Source organism: Streptomyces sp. NPDC001903, assembly GCF_042891345.1.
Lineage (GTDB): Bacteria > Actinomycetota > Actinomycetes > Streptomycetales > Streptomycetaceae > Streptomyces.
The window spans coordinates 26,660-42,959 of sequence record NZ_JBIASZ010000030.1 but is presented as its reverse complement, the minus strand read 5'-3'; the positions used below and the strand labels follow the sequence as shown (position 1 = coordinate 42,959).

Sequence of the window (16,300 nt, the reverse complement as noted above, 5' to 3'; positions counted from 1 at the left end):
AAAACCGCACCGCTCGCGGTCGTTTCACCGGCAGTACCCCCACCGCAACACCCGGTGGCCCCGGCACCCCGGAGCCGCCGCCGCACCACCCCAGTACCGCAGAACCCCCGCAGTACCCGCAGTACACGCAGTGCATTTCGCGTCGCCTCGGGCCGTCACCCCGGGTCGTGCAGCCAAACGGAGTTTCCCAAATCCCGCGTCTTCAATCTCCATGCGGGTGCCCCTTTGAACCTTGGGAGTTAGGCACCATGACCCAGTCGTCTGTGGAGCCCAAGACCACCGCGGAAGAGGCCGGCGACGGCTCTCGCACCCCCGCCGGGCGTTCTTGGCTCGACCGGTACTTTCACATCACCCATAGAGGGTCCAACGTCGGAAATGAGATTCGTGGCGGCGTCACGACCTTCATGGCCATGGCGTACATCCTCCTGCTCAACCCGCTGATCCTCTCCGGCAAGGACGTCGCCGGAGACACCATGAGCCAGAAGGCTCTCATCACCGCCACGGCCTTCGCCGCGGCCCTCACCACGCTCCTCATGGGCTTCGTCGGCAAGGTCCCGCTGGCCCTGGCCGCGGGCCTGTCGGTCTCCGGCGTGCTCTCCTCGCAGGTCGCGCCCCAGATGACCTGGCCGCAGGCCATGGGCATGTGCGTGATGTACGGCGTCGTGATCTGTCTCCTGGTCGTCACCGGCCTCCGAGAGATGATCATGAACGCGATCCCCCTCGCGCTCAAGCACGCCATCACCATGGGCATCGGCATGTTCGTCGCCCTGATCGGCCTCGTGAAGGCCGGCTTCGTCGGCAACGGCGGGGAGTTCGCCCCTCCGGTCCAGCTCGGTCCGGTCGGCCAGCTCGCCGGGTGGCCCGTCCTGATCTTCTGCATCACCCTGCTCGCCATCTTCATGCTGCAGGCCCGCAAGATCCCCGGTGCGATCCTGATCGGCATCGTCGGCGGCACCGTGGTCGCCGCGATCGTCAACGCCGTCGCCGACGTCGACCCGAAGGCATGGAAGAACGGTGCGCCCACCCTGGACGGGTCGGCCATCTCGATGCCGGACTTCTCGCTCTTCGGCCAGGTCTCCTTCGGCGGCTGGGGCGACGTCGGCGCCATGACGATCGGCATGATCGTCTTCACCCTGGTGCTCGCCGGCTTCTTCGACGCGATGGCCACCATCATCGGCGTCGGCACCGAGGCCAAGCTGGCCGACGACAAGGGCCGCATGCCGGGCCTGTCGAAGGCGCTGTTCATCGACGGCGCCGGCGGCGCCATCGGCGGCCTGACCGGCGGTTCCGGCCAGACCGTGTTCGTCGAGTCCGCCACCGGCGTCGGCGAGGGTGCCCGCACGGGCCTCGCCTCGGTGGTCACCGGCCTCTTCTTCGCGGCCTGCCTCTTCTTCACCCCGATCACCCAGATCGTCCCGGGTGAGGTCGCCTCCGCGGCCCTGGTGGTCATCGGCGCGATGATGATGCAGAACGCCCGCCACGTGGACTGGGCCGACAGCGCCACCGCCATCCCGGTCTTCCTGACCGTGGCGCTCATGCCCTTCACGTACTCGATCACCGCGGGTGTCGCCGCGGGCGTGATCTCGTACGTGGCGATCAAGGTCGCACAGGGCAAGGCCCGTGAGATCGGTGCCTTCATGTGGGCGCTGACCGTGATCTTCGTGGTCTTCTTCGCGGAGCACCCCATCGAGGCATGGCTCGGGGTGAAGTAAGGCGGAGCCGGTGATCCGGCCCTGACCCTCCACGCATCCGATACTGGTAACCGAACCCCTCCGAGGAGGCCGCAATGCTGGACATCGCCGAAGAACTCAACCGGTGGGTCGAGCAGGGACGTGACTTCGCCGTCGCCACCGTGGTGGCGGTCGGCGGGAGTGCGCCCCGGCAGCCCGGAGCCGCACTCGCCGTCGACAGCGAGGGCACGGCCATCGGATCGGTCTCCGGCGGATGCGTGGAGGGCGCGGTGTACGAGCTGTGCCAGCAGGCGCTGGAGGACGGCGAGACCGTCACGGAGCGCTTCGGGTACAGCGACGACGATGCCTTCGCCGTGGGTCTGACCTGCGGCGGGATCATCGACATCCTCATCACCCCGGTGCCGGTGGGATCCGCGGCGCGCGAGGTCTTCGCGGCCGCGCTGGCGGCGGCCTCCCGCGGGGAGGCCGCGGCGGTCGCCCGGATCGCGGAAGGGCCGGCCGAGCTCCTGGGACGCGCCGTGCTCGTCCGGGGCGAGGGCGGCTTCGAGGGCGGTTTCGGGGGACACCCCGAGCTGGACCGCACCATCGCCGAGGAGGCCCGCGCCATGCTCGACGCGGGCCGGACCGGCGTACTGGGGATCGGCGCCGACGGGCGGCTCTGCGGAGAGCCGCTGAAGGTGCTTGTTGAGTCCAGCGTCCCGCCGCCGCGGATGATCGTCTTCGGTGCGATCGACTTCGCCTCCGCCCTGGTGCGGATCGGCAAGTTCCTGGGCTACCACGTCACCCTGTGTGACGCCCGGCCCGTGTTCGCGACGAAGAACCGTTTCCCCGAGGCGGACGAGATCGTCGTCGAATGGCCGCACCGCTACCTCGAGGCCCAGTCCTCGGCGGGCGCGGTGGACGGGCGGACCGTCCTGTGCGTGCTCACCCACGACGCCAAGTTCGACGTCCCGCTCCTCGAACTGGCCCTCAAGCTGCCCGTCGCCTACGTGGGCGCCATGGGCTCCCGCCGTACGCACGAGGATCGCAACAAGCGGCTCCGGGACGTCGGCGTGAGCGAGCTGGAGCTGGCCCGGCTGCGCTCCCCGATCGGCCTGGACCTCGGCGCCCGCTCCCCGGAGGAGACCGCGCTGTCCATCGCCGCCGAGATCGTCGCCAACCGCCGCGGCGGATCGGGCGCGGCGCTCACCGGGGCGCACATACCGATCCACCCGGACGCCTCGAAGACGGTGATCGGCCGGATCGGCTCGGTCGCCTGAAGGCGGCGCCGGAAAGGCGCCGGAGAACGACTCAGGGCGCGACCCCGCGGGGGTTGCGCCCTTTCGCCGTCCCGCCTATTTTACCGGCCGGTAACAGCGCCTTCCTTTAACGGAGTTGAGCGGATGTCCCGGACCGCACGCACCCCCCGCACCGCCCGCACCCTCGCACGTACGCTCCTCGCCGGCTCCGTGCTGGCCGCTGCCGCGCTCGTGGCGGGGCCCGCGGCGGCCGACGGCCCCGGCGTCCGCGAGGTGCTGTTCGTCGGCAACAACTGGGAGGGCACCGCCGACGTGCTCGCCTCCACCGGCGACCTCGCCAAGATCGGCCGGCTCGACATGATCCCCGACAAGGAGGAGCGGCTGCGCGAGATCCACCTCAACCCGGTCAAGCTCGCCTTCTTCCTCGGCATCCGGGCCGGCGCGGGCGAGGGCCACGACCAGTTCGTCGACGACATGTACACCACCCCCGACGGCACCGCCGTGGTCGCCTCCCGCCCCAGCTTCGCCGACGTCGTCTCGATCGACGTGCGCACGGGCCGGATCAACTGGCGCTTCCCCGTCGCGGGCTTCCGCTCCGACCACATGGCGGTCTCCCCGGACGGCACCCGGGTCGCGGTCTCCGCCTCCACCGCCAACACCGTGCACGTCCTCGACATCGCCACCGGCCGCCAACTCGGCTCCTTCCCGACCGGCGACAAACCGCACGAGAACACCTTCAGCCGCGACGGCCGCTTCCTGTGGAACAGCTCCATCGGGGACGTGACCTCCGCCCTCGACGCGCCCTGGCTGGACTGGACGAAGGGCGACCGGAAGATCACCGTCGTCGACGCGCAGACCTTCCGCACCGTCCGGGTGATCGACATGCGCCAGCGGCTCGACGCCTTCGGCCGCCCGGACCTCTCCGACGCCGTCCGCCCGATGTCCTTCAGCCCCGACGAGTCGAAGCTCTACTTCCAGGTGTCCTTCTTCAACGGGGTCGTCGAGTACGACGTCGCCGCCGACCGGATCACCCGGATCAGGGAGCTTCCCCGCAACCCCGCCACCAACCCCGACCGCACCACCTGGGTCAACGACTCCCGCCACCACGGGATGTCCATGAGCCCGGACGGGACCAGGCTCTGCGTCGCGGGCACCATGGACGACTACGCCACCGTCATGGACCGCGCCTCCCTCACCGAGGGGCCGCTGGTGCCCGCGAACAAGCCGTACTGGGCCACCGTCGACGGGGACGGCACGGCCTGCGTGATCTCCGAGAGCGGCGCGGACCAGGTCACCGCCATCGACTTCGCGACCGGGACCAAGCGGGTGTCCGTCCCCGTCGGCGACCACCCGCAGCGCGTCCGCCTGGGCCACGTCCCGGCGGGCTGGACGGGTCCGCGGTAGCGGCGCCCGCCGGCCACCCCGGCCCATATGAGGTGACCGGTCCGCGATGACCGATTAGTCTCCCGATCATGGTGGACATCCGCGAGGTACCCGAAGCCGACATCGACCGCGCTCTGGAGCTCGCGTACCTGGTCTTCCACGACCGCCCCGACGAGGAGGGCCGCGCACGCCACCACACCCTCCTGCGCCACTGCGCACGGCTCGGCGCCTACGACGGGGGCGCGCTGGTCGGGTTCATGGCCGCGCACGACTTCCGGCTCTCGGTGCCCGGGGCGGACCTGCCCTGCCCCGGGCTCACCTTCGTCAGCGTCGCCCCCACCCATCGCCGCCGCGGCGTGCTCACCGCATTGATGGACGAGCAGCTGCGGCGCACGGGGGCCGAGGGCAGCCCGGTCGCCGCCCTGTGGGCCTCCGAATCCGCCATCTACGGCCGCTTCGGCTACGGTTCGGCCACCCAGGGCGCCACCATCGAGATCGACTCCACGCGCCCGCTGGCCCTGCGCATCGACCCGGACCCGCGCCCGCTGAGGCTGCTCGACCCGCGGGAGGCACTCGCGGTGATCGGGCCGTACCACGAGGCCGCCCGCGCCGGGCGGGCCGGCCGCCCGACCCGCGACGCGGAGCGCTGGAACGAGTCCTGGCTCAGCGAACAGGACGAGGAGGACGAGGAGTTGAGCCCTCCTCGGATCATCGTCCTCGGCGATCCCGGACAGCCGATCGCGGGGTACGTGCTCTACCGCACGAAGCACGAGTCCGACGGCGGCCCCGCCCGCAGCCCCGGCCTGGTCCGCGTGGACGAACTGGAGGCGGACACCCCGGCGGTGGCCGCCGCCCTGTGGGACTGCCTGGCCGGCCTCGACCTGACCGGGAAGGTCTCCGCGTGGGGCCGGCCGCTGGACGACCCCCTGCTCCGGTTCGCCGCCGACCGGGACCAGGTCAGGATCACCGCCCAGTTCCCGGCGCTCTGGCTGCGCCTGGTCGACGTACGGGCGGCGCTGACCCGGCGGTCCTGGGCCGCGCCGGTGGAGGTGGTGCTGGAGCTGGCCGACGTGCGGCTGCCCGCCAACGCGGGGCGGTTCCGGCTGAAGGCGGGGCCGGGCGGGGCGACGTACGACCCCGCCGGGGCCCCCGCCGACCTGGAGCTGGAGGTACGGGACCTCGCGGCCTGCTACCTGGGCGGGACCCGGGTCGCCGAGCTGGTCGCCGCCGGGCTGGTGGCGGAGCGGACCCCCGGCGCCGCGGCGGCCCTGGACGCGGCCCTGCACACCCCCCTGCTGCCGCACACGGCGGACGAGTTCTGAGGCGGGGCGCCGCGAGGCGAGGCGCGGCGAGGCGTGCCGGGCCCGGCCGCGGTCAGGCGGGCAGCGAGATCCGGGCCGCCGCCATCCCGAACGGGGAGCTCTGCCCGAGCCGCGCCCCCGAGCTCCCGCCGCCGGCCCTCGGGTGCAGGTCCTCGTCGCGGTAACGGCGCACGTTCCGGTGCCAGTTGAGGACGGCGGCCATCCAGTCCTCCAACTCCCGCACGTACGCGTCGAGCGAGGCCCGCTCCCGCGCGCCGAGGCCGTGGTCCTCGTAGAGCACCGGCAGCTGGTGGTCGCGGATGTGCTCGAACTCCTCGGTGCGCTGCACCATCAGGTCGGCGACGATCGCGAACGCCCTCGGGTAGTCGATGTCGAAGAAGTTCTGGGTGACGAGGACGTGGTTGTGCACCTCGCCCTCCACCTCGATCTCCTTCTGGTACGAGAACAGGTCGTTGGTGATGCACCCGACGTCCGCCGCCGCGCTCTCCAGCGAGCGCATCACCCCGTCCCGGTAGACCTCGGGCGGCACCCCGTCGCCCTCATGGCCGAGTTTGGCGAGGAACATCGTCATGTACGAGCCGAAGGTGAAGCGGCGCATCTCGGCGTAGTCGACCGGGTCCGGGATCCGGTTCACGACGGAGTTGCCGATCTCCCACACCCAGCTGTCCAGCATCCCTGTCACGTGCCCGCGGAACGCGGCGCGCATCGCGGGGTCCATCCCGTCGACGGTCCGCGCCCACAGGTCCTTCAGGCTCCGCTCCATCGCGGTGACCGGCTCCGGGGCCTCGGCCGGATCGACCGGGATCATGGAGATCAGCCGGTCGGTCGCCGCCCGCGCGGCTCCCGGGGACTTCGAGCCGGCGAACACCCTGGGGTAGTAGTCGTCCGCGTACGTGCCCCAGGTCAGCCACTGCGAGCTCAGGCACAGGGCCTCCGCCGTCGCGTCGGGGTCGATGCCCGCCGCGCACAGGGCGAAGTCCATGCCGACCAGCTTGTCCTCGTCCCAGATGTCGGAGCCGGGGTCGCCGGGCTGCGGCTCCAGCAGGCCCATCTCCCGGGACCAGCGCACGACGTCGCGGCGGGCCAGGTCCAGGTGCGGGCTGAGGGTGAGCGGGAAGGGCAGGGAGAAGTCGGGCAGCAGCGAGGGGCCCACCTTGCGGAACGGCACGTGCGTGAAGCTGCGCCGGCGCAGCTCCATGGCCCGGGGGACGAGGAGCGAGCGCAGGTCGAGGGCGGCGGTGCCCGGTCCGGTGGGCAGGAAGGGCAGCGTGAGCGGGGCGGCCGCCGCGCCGCCCCCGGCCTCCTGGTTCATGTAGCGGCTGGAGACCATGTGCCATTCGTGGCCGCCGGACTGCCAGTCCTGCAGGCCCTTCGCGTAGGCGAGTACGGACGCCATCTCGACGGGGTCGAGGCCGTGCCGGGCGGCGAGCGCGGGGACCTCGGCGAGGGCCGTGTACTCGAACTGCTGGAGCCGCGAGGTCAGCAGGTCGTTCGACAGGTCGGCGGCCTCCTGGGTGGTGCAGTCCAGGAAGGTCTCCAGGACCAGGACGGCGTTGGAGAGTTCGCCCTCCTGCTCCACCTCGCGCTGGTAGCTGAAGATGTCGTTGCGGATGTGCACCGCGTCGGAGAAGGCGTCGCGGAGCACTTCGAGCGGGCGCGCGTGCGCGACGCGCGCCGGCACCTCGGCGCAGACGTACTCGACCAGCCCGGCGGACCAGGGGGCGCCGCCGACCTTGCGGCGCATCTCGATGTATTCGAGCGGGTTGGCCACCCGGCCGATGTTGATGTTGTGGAGCTCCCACATCGACTCGTCGAGGAGGTTCCGCGTGGACTCGGAGAACCGTTCCCTCCAGTCCATGGACATCGCGGGCACGGTCCGCGACCACAGGTCCTTCAGGCCCGCCTCGACCGGGTTCGTCGGTTCGGGGAACCCGTCGGCGAGGTCCATCGGCATGAAGGCGGCCAGCCCGTCGAGGTACTTCTTGGCGCCCTCGCGGTCCTGGGTGCGCTTGTAGACCTCCAGGAAGTGATCGTCGAAGAAGAAGACCCACACGTACCAGTCGGTGACCAGATCGAGCGCGTCGGCGCCGCAGTCGGGGTGGGTGTAGGAGCACAGCAGCGCGTAGTCGTGCGAGTCGAGGTCCCGCTCGTCCCAGACGCCGGACCCCTCCAGCATCCCGAAGCCGCGGGCCCACCGCTTGGTGTGCGCTCGCGCGGTCTCCAGGTGGGGATTGAGGCGCGCCGGATACGGCACGTAGAAATCCGGCAGTTGAAACGGCTGTGTCACGGCGGGCTGGACCTTTCGTCCGGGGCGCGGGGGCCCTTGCCTGCGGCCCCCCGCACGAGATCAGCAGGGCCCTACCCCTTTCGCCGCCGGGACAAGGAGGAGTTCACCGCTTCAGGTGACGCGCGAGCCGTTTTGGGCCGCAGGTGCCTCGTGGGGGATACGCGCACGGCAAAAGCCGTCCTCCTCGCCCACGGCGGGGGCGAGGAGGACGGCTCGGCAGGTGCGGGCGCCGCGGAGCGGACTACTCCGAATCGGCCTCGAGGTTGCCTTCCGTGTCCAGGTAGACCTGGCGCAGGGATTCGAGGATCCGGGGGTCCGGCTTCTCCCACATGCCGCGGGACTCGGCCTCCAGGAGGCGTTCCGCGATGCCGTGCAGGGCCCAGGGGTTGGCCTCCTCCAGGAAGGCGCGGTTGGTCGGGTCCAGGACGTACGTCTCCGTCAGCTTGTCGTACATCCAGTCCGCCACCACGCCCGTCGTGGCGTCGTAGCCGAAGAGGTAGTCCACCGTCGCGGCCAGCTCGAAGGCGCCCTTGTAGCCGTGGCGGCGCATCGCCTCGATCCACTTCGGGTTCACCACGCGGGCGCGGAAGACGCGGGACGTCTCCTCCACCAGCGTGCGGGTCTTGACCGTCTCCGGGCGGGTCGAGTCGCCGATGTACGCCTCCGGGGCCGTGCCCCGCAGCGCGCGGACCGTGGCCACCATGCCGCCGTGGTACTGGAAGTAGTCGTCCGAGTCGGCGATGTCGTGCTCGCGGGTGTCCGTGTTCTTCGCGGCCACCGTGATCCGCTTGTACGCCGTCTCCATCTCCTCGCGCGCCGCCCGGCCCTCCAGGCCGCGGCCGTACGCGTAGCCGCCCCAGACCGTGTAGACCTCCGCGAGGTCGGCGTCCGTACGCCAGTCGCGGGAGTCGATCAGCTGGAGGATGCCGGCGCCGTACGTGCCCGGGCGCGAGCCGAAGATACGGGTGGTCGCGCGGCGCTCGTCACCGTGGACGGCCAGGTCGGCCTGCGCGTGGGCCCGGACGAAGTTCTCCTGCGCGGGCTCGTCCAGCCCCGCCGCCAGTCGTACCGCGTCGTCCAGCAGGCCGATGACGTGCGGGAAGGCGTCGCGGAAGAAGCCCGAGATGCGCAGGGTCACGTCGATGCGGGGGCGGCCCAGCTCGTCGAGCGGGATCGGCTCCAGGCCGGTGACGCGGCGCGAGGCCTCGTCCCAGACCGGGCGGACGCCCAGCAGGGCGAGGGCCTCGGCGACGTCGTCGCCGGAGGTGCGCATCGCGCTCGTGCCCCACAGCGACAGGCCGACGGAGGCCGGCCACTCGCCGTTGTCCGTGCGGTAGCGGGTGAGGAGCGAGTCGGCCAGTGCCTGGCCCGTCTCCCACGCGAGGCGGGAGGGGACGGCCTTCGGGTCGACGGAGTAGAAGTTCCGGCCCGTGGGCAGGACGTTGACCAGGCCGCGGAGGGGGGAGCCCGAGGGACCCGCCGGGACGAAGGCGCCGTCCAGCGCGCTCACCACGTGCGCGATCTCGTCCGTCGTGCCGGCCAGGCGCGGGACGACCTCGCGGGCCGCGAAGTCCAGGACCGCCGCGACGTCCGCGGAGTGGTCCGCGGCGACCGTGGCCACCGCCTCCGGCGCCCAGTCGGCGTCCTCCATCGCCTGGACCAGCGCGCGGGCCGCCTCCTCCGCCTCGTCGGCGGTCGTCCGGGTGGCCGCGGACTCGTCCAGGCCGAGCGCCTCGCGCAGGCCGGGCAGGGCCGTCGTGCCGCCCCAGATCTGGCGGGCGCGCAGGATCGCGAGGACCAGGTTGACCCGGGCGTCGCCGGTCGGAGCGCCGCCCAGGACGTGCAGACCGTCGCGGATCTGGGCGTCCTTGACCTCGCACAGCCAGCCGTCGACGTGCAGCAGGAAGTCGTCGAATCCGTCGTCGTCCGGACGCTCCTCCAGCCCCAGGTCGTGGTGGAGCTTCGCGGCCTGGATCAGCGTCCAGATCTGTGCGCGGATCGCCGGAAGCTTCGCCGGGTCCATCGCGGAGATCTGCGCGTACTCGTCCAGGTGCTGCTCCAGGCGTGCGATGTCGCCGTACGACTCCGCGCGCGCCATCGGGGGCACCAGGTGGTCGACCAGCGTCGCGTGCACGCGGCGCTTGGCCTGGGTGCCCTCGCCCGGGTCGTTGACCAGGAACGGGTAGATCAGCGGCAGGTCGCCGAGCGCCGCGTCGGGCGCGCAGGCCGCCGACAGGCCGGCGTTCTTGCCCGGCAGCCACTCCAGGTTGCCGTGCTTGCCCAGGTGGATCATCGCGTCGGCGCCGAAGCCGCCGTCCTGCGCGCTCGCCTGGATCCAGCGGTACGCGGCCAGGTAGTGGTGCGAGGGCGGCAGGTCCGGGTCGTGGTAGATCGCGATCGGGTTCTCGCCGAAGCCGCGCGGCGGCTGGATCAGGATGAGCAGGTTCCCGCGGCGCAGCGCCGCGAGGACGATGTCGCCCTCCGGGTTGGCCGAGCGGTCCACGAACATGTTGCCCGGGGCCTCGCCCCAGTGCTCCTCGACGCTGCCCCGCAGCTCGGCGGGGAGCTCGGCGAACCACCGCTTGTAGTCGGCCGCGGGGATCCGGACCGGGTTGCGGGCCAGCTGCTCCTCGGTCAGCCAGTCCTGGTCGTGGCCGCCGGCCTCGATCAGGGCGCGGATCAGCTCGTCGCCGTCGCCCGAGACCAGGCCCGGGATCTCCTCGACGGGGCCGAAGTCGTAACCGCCCGCGATGAGCGTGCGCAGCAGCTCCACGGCGCTGGCCGGGGTGTCGAGGCCGACCGCGTTGCCGATGCGGGAGTGCTTGGTCGGGTACGCGGACAGGACGAGCGCGATCTTCTTGTCGCGGCGCTCGATGTGCCGCAGCCGGGCGTGCCGCACGGCGATGCCGGCGACGCGGGCGGCGCGCTCGGGATCGGCCACGTACGAGGGCAGTCCGTCCTCGTCGAGCTCCTTGAAGGAGAACGGGACCGTGATCAGGCGGCCGTCGAACTCGGGCACGGCGACCTGCGTCGCGGCGTCGAGCGGGGACAGGCCCTCGTCGTTCTCCTCCCAGGCGCTGCGCGAGCCGGTCAGGCACAGGGCCTGCAGGATCGGCACGCCGAGGGCGGCGAGCGCGCCCGCGTCCCAGGACTCGTCGTCCCCGCCGGCCGAGGCGGTGGCGGGCTTGGTGCCGCCGGCCGCGAGCACCGTGGTGACGATCGCGTCCGCCGACTCCAGTTCGGCGATCAGCTCCGGCTCCGGGCTGCGCAGGGAGGACACGTACAGCGGTACGGGCGTCCCGCCGGTCTCCACGATGGCGTCGCACAGCGCGTGCACGAAGGCGGTGTTGCCGCTCATCTGGTGGGCGCGGTAGTACAGCACGGCGATGCGCGGGCCGTACGGGCGCACCGGGGTGCGCTCCAGCGGGCCCCAGGTGGGCGCCGCGGCGGGCGGCTCGAAGCCGTGGCCGGTGAGCAGCACGGTGTCGGACAGGAAGCGGGCCAGCTGGTCGAGGTTGGCGGGGCCGCCGTGGGCGAGGTAGCCGTGCGCCTCGGCGGCGATGCCGATCGGGACCGTCGAGGCCTCCATCAGCTGGGCGTCCGGGGCCTGTTCGCCGGTGAGGACGACCACCGGGCGGGTCTGGGTCGGCGCCAGGAGCAGGTCGAGCCCGTCCTGCCAGGCGCGCAGCCCGCCGAGGAGGCGTACGACGACCAGGTCGACGCCGTCGAGCAGGGCGGGGAGGTCTTCGAGGGGAAGGCGGGAGGGGTTCGCGAACCGGTACGGCACGGGGCCGTCCGCGGCGCGGGCGCTGAGCAGATCGGTGTCGGACGTCGACAGCAGCAGGATCATGCGGCGGCATGCCTTCCTCGGGGTTTCCGCGCCCCGGGCAGTGAGGACAGCGGGAGTTCCTGACTCACCCGGCGGATCGCTCCGCGGGTTCACAGTGGCGGGACCGCGCCGGATTCGCACCGGGCTTCCTCCCAGCGGGCCACGTGGCTCCGCCGGTGGTCATCTTAGGTGGCGTTCTCCCTGGCCGGGAGTGGGGGTGTCCGACGCCCGCGGAGCGGATCGGGGCAGGTCGGGCGGAGGGTGGGGCGCGGGGGCGGGTGGTGACGGACACAGGCCGGGGTCGGGCAATCGTGGGTATGCTCGCCGCCATGCCGCCCCAGCCCCCTTCCGCCGCATCGCGGGACGAACCGGTCATACGTGACCGCGGTGACGCCTGCCCCGGTGCGCTGCGGCTGCACGCGGCGGACGACGGGCACCTGGCCCGGATCCGGATACCCGGCGGGATGCTCGACGCGGGCGCGGCCCTGCTCCTGGCCGATGCGGCGGACCGGCTCGGCGACGGGCACATCGACCTCACCTCGCGGGGCAACGCGCAGCTGCGCGGGCTCGGTGCGAGCTGCGGGGGCGAGCTGCAGGGCGTGCTCGTACGGGCCGGGCTGCTGCCCGCGCCCACCCACGAGCGGGTCCGCAACATCGTCGCCTCGCCGCTGACGGGCCTGGACCGGCGGGCGCTGCCCGACGTCGCGCCCTGGGTGGCGGAGCTGGACCGGCTGCTGTGCGCGAGCGCGCCGGCGGCCGGGCTGTCCGGGCGCTTCCTGTTCGCCCTCGACGACGGCCGCGGGGACGTCACCTCGCTCGACGCCGATGTGAACCTGGCCGCCGCCGGGGACGGGGACCGGGCCCTGCTGTGGACGGCCGACCCGGCGGACGCCCTGCTGGTGGCCGCCGCCGACGGTCCGCGGGCCGCGCTCGCGGCCGCCGGGTACTTCCTGGACGCCGTCCGCCGGGCCGGTACCCGGGCCTGGCGGGTGTCGGAGCTTCCTGCCGAACAGGCCATGCTTTCCGAGGAGTTGGCTGCACGACTCGCCGCCTCCGGTATCCCGGCCGCCGTCGTACGGGACCGCGCCGCCCCGAGCGGACCGCCCCCCGAGCCGGGTGTGGTCGAGGGCCCCGAAGGCGCCGCCGCGCTCAGCGTGTTCGCGCCGCTGGGCCGCCTCACCACCGCCCAGTGGCGCCGGCTGGCCGGGCTCACGGGCCGGCTCCGCCTGACCCCTTGGCGCGGGATCGTCGTCCCCGGCCTGCCCGCCGGAGCCGCCGCGGGCGCGCTCGCCGAGCTCGCCGCGGCCGGGCTCGTGACCGCTCCCGGCGATCCCTGGCGGTCCGTCACCGCCTGTACCGGGAAGCCGGGTTGCGCGAAATCCCGCGCGGACGTACGCGCCGACGCGCGCGCCGTCGTGGTGCAGGCGGCACCGGGCACCCGCCCGCTGCCCGTGCACTGGTCCGGCTGCGAACGCCGGTGCGGGCACCCCCGCGGCACCGCCTGGGCCGACGTGGTCGCCACCGCCGACGGGTACGACCTGACCGCGACCGGCCGCGCCCCGCTCCGGGGCGTCCCGGCCTCCGAACTTCCCGCGGCCCTCGCGGCCGTACGCCGTACCACCTCCCACGACGCAGCGAAGAAATGAGCGAGTACACAGTGTTCGAGTACGAGAAGGACGGCGCGGCGATCTACCGCCAGTCCTTTGCCACGATCCGCGCCGAGGCGGACCTCTCCGGGCTGCCCGCCTCCGTCGCCCAGGTCGCGGTGCGCATGATCCACGCCTGCGGAATGACCGACCTGCCCCAGGACCTCGGCTACACCCCGGACGTCGTGCTCCGCGCGCGGGCCGCGCTGCACGCCGGCGCGCCGATCCTCTGCGACGTGCAGATGGTCGCCAGCGGTGTCACCCGCAAGCGGCTGCCCGTGGACAACGAGGTGATCTGCACCCTGTCCGACCCGGCCGTCCCGGCCCTCGCCGCCAAGATGGGCACCACGCGCAGCGCCGCCGCCCTCGAGGTCTGGCGCGACCGCGGCCTGCTGGAAGGCTCCGTGATCGCCGTCGGCAACGCGCCGACCGCCCTGTTCCGGCTGTTGGAGATGATCGAGGAGGGCGCCCCGCGCCCCGCCGCCGTCATCGGCGTCCCGGTCGGCTTCATCGGCGCCGCCGAGTCCAAGGACGCGCTCGCCGCCCACGCCTCCGGGCTCGACCACCTGATCGTGCGCGGCCGGCGCGGCGGCAGCGCCATCGCGGCCGCCGCCGTCAACGCGATCGCGAGCGAGGAAGAATGAGCACCGCAGCCGGCACCGGTACCGGAAAGCTGTACGGCGTCGGGCTCGGCCCCGGCGACCCTTCCCTCATGACCCTGCGGGCCGTCGAGGTCATCGCCGAGGCCGATGTCGTCGCGTACCACAGCGCCCGCCACGGCCGCTCGATCGCCCGCTCGATCGCCGCGAAGCACCTGCGCGCCGACCACGTCGAGGAGCCGCTGGTCTACCCGGTCACCACCGAGACCACCGACCACCCCGGCGGCTACCAGGGCGCGATGGAGGAGTTCTACGAGGCCTCCGCCGCCCGGCTGGCCGCGCACCTGGACGCCGGGCGGACCGTCGCCGTGCTCGCCGAGGGCGACCCGCTCTTCTACGGCTCGTACATGCACATGCACAAGCGGCTCGCCGACCGCTACGAGGCCGAGGTGATCCCCGGCGTGACCTCGGTCAGCGCCGCCGCGGCCCGCCTGGGCACCCCGCTCGTCGAGGGCGAGGAGGTGCTGACGATCCTGCCCGGCACCCTGCCCGAGGAGGAGCTCACCGCCCGCCTCGCCGCCACCGACTCCGCCGTCGTGATGAAGCTCGGCCGCACCTTCCCCGCCGTGCGCCGGGCCATGGAGGGCAGCGGCCGCCTCGCGGAGGCCCGGTACGTGGAGCGCGCCACCATGGAGGGGGAGCGGACCGGCGTCCTCGCCGACACCGACCCCGACAGCGTCCCGTACTTCGCCGTCGCCGTCGTGCCCAGCCGCATCGGCAATCCGGGCAGCGTGCCGTCCGGCCCCGGCGAGGTCGTGGTCGTCGGCACCGGCCCGGCCGGGCCGCTCTGGCTCACCCCCGAGACGCGGCGGGCGCTGGCCGACGCCGAGGTGCTCGTCGGGTACACCACGTACCTGGACCGGGTCCCCGCCAAGCCGGGGCAGGTCCGGCACGGCTCCGACAACAAGGTGGAGTCGGAGCGCGCCGAGTTCGCGCTCGACCTGGCCCGCCGCGGCAAGCGCGTGGCCGTGGTCTCCGGCGGCGACCCGGGCGTCTTCGCCATGGCCACCGCCGTCCTGGAGGTCGCCGGGCAGCCCGAGTACAAGGACGTGCCCGTACGGGTCCTGCCGGGGGTGACCGCCGCCAACGCGGCAGCCGCCGCGGCCGGGGCCCCGCTCGGCCACGACTACGCCACCATCTCCCTCTCGGACCGGCTCAAGCCGTGGGAGGTCATCGCGGAGCGGCTGCGCGCCGCCGCGGCGGCGGACCTGGTGCTCGCCCTGTACAACCCGGGCTCGCGCAGCCGGACCTGGCAGGTCGCCCAGGCCAAGGAGCTGCTGCTGGAGCTGCGTTCGGAGCAGACCCCGGTGGTCGTCGCCCGGGACGTGGGCGGCCCGGAGCAGTCGGTCCGCGTCCTCGCGCTCGGCGAACTGGAGCCCTCCGAGGTGGACATGCGCACGATCCTGCTGATCGGCTCCTCGCAGACCCAGGTCACCGAGCGCCCGGACGGCTCCCGCGTGACGTGGACCCCGCGCCGCTATCCGGAGGCCTGACCGCCGGGCCGGGCGGCGTTCTCAGCACTGCCAGAGGAACGCCGCCCGCCCGCAAGGTGCGCAGACGTGCGCATAGGCTCTGCCGGAGCCGAAGTTGGGAGCGGTGAGGGGGTCGGGACCCTCCTCCAGCTGGGCGATGAACTCCATCGGGGCGCCGCAGCCCGTGCAGTCGGGCGTCTCGTCGTACTGGAGCCAGTCGGGGGTGCCGCCGAGCCGGCCGAGCGCCTCGTTCGCGGGGCGCCCGCTCCGCTCTGACCAGGCCTTGGCGGCGAGCCGGTACTCCGGCTCGTCCACCGTGACGCGCTCGACGGTGCGGACCGCCCCGAGCTGCCGGACGTCCTCGTCGTCCTCGTCGCTGTCGTCGTCCCCGTCGTCCCCGTCGTCCTCGTCGCTCCCGTCGGCCTCGGCGGCGGGGAGCGCGGGCAGCGGTACGGGAACCAGCCCGTCCGGCGGGAAGAGGTACGCCCTGTTGCCGCCGGCCGTCGCACTCCACTCCGCGCACGTGCCCGGGGCGTTCGCGCACATGAAGACGGCGAGGACCCCGCGCCCGCCGTCGAGGACCAGCTGCGCGATGAACCCGAGCGGCCCGGAACAGGCCGTGCACGTGGGCCACTCGCTGCCGGCGGGAGCCAGCGGCAGGCCTCCGATACGGGTGACCGGGGCATGGGGTGCGGCGGAGCCGTCGTGGATCAGCAAGGTGGTGGGGCTCATACCGGTGAGGGTAGGACCACCCACTGACAACCGTCGGGCGG

The 16,300-nt window shown here is 73.0% G+C and carries 10 protein-coding genes and 1 riboswitch; of the genes, 7 read left to right on the top strand and 3 right to left on the bottom strand.

Annotated elements, in window-relative coordinates; all coding sequences use genetic code 11:
- Positions 1-248 precede the first annotated feature (248 nt).
- From ACFYZS_RS38535 to ACFYZS_RS38520, 4 genes are all read left to right on the top strand, one after another.
- Positions 249-1,712 carry an NCS2 family permease gene (locus ACFYZS_RS38535; RefSeq protein ID WP_389023684.1) on the top strand — a complete coding sequence of 488 codons (1,464 nt, stop codon included), beginning with the start codon at positions 249-251 and terminating at the stop codon, positions 1,710-1,712.
- Positions 1,713-1,786: 74 nt separating this feature from the next.
- Positions 1,787-2,950 carry an XdhC family protein gene (locus ACFYZS_RS38530; RefSeq protein ID WP_389023681.1) on the top strand — a complete coding sequence of 388 codons (1,164 nt, stop codon included), beginning with the start codon at positions 1,787-1,789 and terminating at the stop codon, positions 2,948-2,950.
- A gap of 123 nt (positions 2,951-3,073) precedes the next feature.
- Positions 3,074-4,333 carry a YncE family protein gene (locus ACFYZS_RS38525; RefSeq protein ID WP_389023678.1) on the top strand — a complete coding sequence of 420 codons (1,260 nt, stop codon included), beginning with the start codon at positions 3,074-3,076 and terminating at the stop codon, positions 4,331-4,333.
- Between the two features lie 68 nt (positions 4,334-4,401).
- Entirely contained in the window at positions 4,402-5,634 is a 1,233-nt protein-coding gene (locus tag ACFYZS_RS38520) for a GNAT family N-acetyltransferase (RefSeq protein WP_389023676.1), read from the top strand.
- 52 nt (positions 5,635-5,686) lie between these two features.
- Here ACFYZS_RS38520 and ACFYZS_RS38515 read toward each other — a convergent pair whose 3' ends face one another.
- A complete protein-coding gene (locus tag ACFYZS_RS38515) occupies positions 5,687-7,921 on the bottom strand; it encodes a germacradienol/geosmin synthase (RefSeq protein ID WP_389023673.1) in 2,235 nt (744 codons plus the stop codon).
- Positions 7,922-8,162: 241 nt separating this feature from the next.
- Positions 8,163-11,771 (bottom strand): cobaltochelatase subunit CobN, encoded by a 3,609-nt coding sequence (gene cobN / locus ACFYZS_RS38510; protein WP_389023670.1) that lies wholly within the window; start codon positions 11,769-11,771, stop codon positions 8,163-8,165.
- A gap of 32 nt (positions 11,772-11,803) precedes the next feature.
- Positions 11,804-11,941, bottom strand: a riboswitch (cobalamin riboswitch).
- A 138-nt stretch (positions 11,942-12,079) separates the two neighbouring features.
- Here cobN and cobG point away from each other — a divergent pair.
- From cobG to ACFYZS_RS38495, 3 genes are read left to right on the top strand one after another with little or no spacing between them, the layout of a single operon-like run.
- Positions 12,080-13,396 (top strand): precorrin-3B synthase, encoded by a 1,317-nt coding sequence (gene cobG, locus ACFYZS_RS38505; protein WP_389023668.1) that lies wholly within the window; start codon positions 12,080-12,082, stop codon positions 13,394-13,396.
- Positions 13,393-14,040 carry a precorrin-8X methylmutase gene (locus tag ACFYZS_RS38500; protein WP_389023665.1) on the top strand — a complete coding sequence of 216 codons (648 nt, stop codon included), beginning with the start codon at positions 13,393-13,395 and terminating at the stop codon, positions 14,038-14,040. Before cobG ends, ACFYZS_RS38500 begins: the two co-directional genes overlap by 4 nt.
- A complete protein-coding gene (locus tag ACFYZS_RS38495; RefSeq protein WP_389023662.1) occupies positions 14,037-15,548 on the top strand; it encodes a precorrin-2 C(20)-methyltransferase in 1,512 nt (503 codons plus the stop codon). Before ACFYZS_RS38500 ends, ACFYZS_RS38495 begins: the two co-directional genes overlap by 4 nt.
- A 21-nt stretch (positions 15,549-15,569) precedes the next feature.
- On the opposite strand, the gene ACFYZS_RS38490 is transcribed toward ACFYZS_RS38495, so the two are convergent.
- On the bottom strand, positions 15,570-16,259 hold the full coding sequence (locus ACFYZS_RS38490) for a hypothetical protein (RefSeq protein ID WP_389023659.1): 690 nt from the start codon (positions 16,257-16,259) through the stop codon (positions 15,570-15,572).
- Between the last annotated feature and the right edge of the window lie 41 nt (positions 16,260-16,300).

Coding starts and splice junctions, on each gene's coding strand:
- cobN (WP_389023670.1), bottom strand. CDS start 11,771: ATGATCCTGCTGCTGTCGACGTCCGACACCGATCTGCTCAGCGCCCGC.
- ACFYZS_RS38525 (WP_389023678.1), top strand. CDS start 3,074: ATGTCCCGGACCGCACGCACCCCCCGCACCGCCCGCACCCTCGCACGT.
- ACFYZS_RS38490 (WP_389023659.1), bottom strand. CDS start 16,259: ATGAGCCCCACCACCTTGCTGATCCACGACGGCTCCGCCGCACCCCAT.
- ACFYZS_RS38520 (WP_389023676.1), top strand. CDS start 4,402: ATGGTGGACATCCGCGAGGTACCCGAAGCCGACATCGACCGCGCTCTG.
- ACFYZS_RS38495 (WP_389023662.1), top strand. CDS start 14,037: ATGAGCACCGCAGCCGGCACCGGTACCGGAAAGCTGTACGGCGTCGGG.
- ACFYZS_RS38530 (WP_389023681.1), top strand. CDS start 1,787: ATGCTGGACATCGCCGAAGAACTCAACCGGTGGGTCGAGCAGGGACGT.
- cobG (WP_389023668.1), top strand. CDS start 12,080: ATGCCGCCCCAGCCCCCTTCCGCCGCATCGCGGGACGAACCGGTCATA.
- ACFYZS_RS38535 (WP_389023684.1), top strand. CDS start 249: ATGACCCAGTCGTCTGTGGAGCCCAAGACCACCGCGGAAGAGGCCGGC.
- ACFYZS_RS38500 (WP_389023665.1), top strand. CDS start 13,393: ATGAGCGAGTACACAGTGTTCGAGTACGAGAAGGACGGCGCGGCGATC.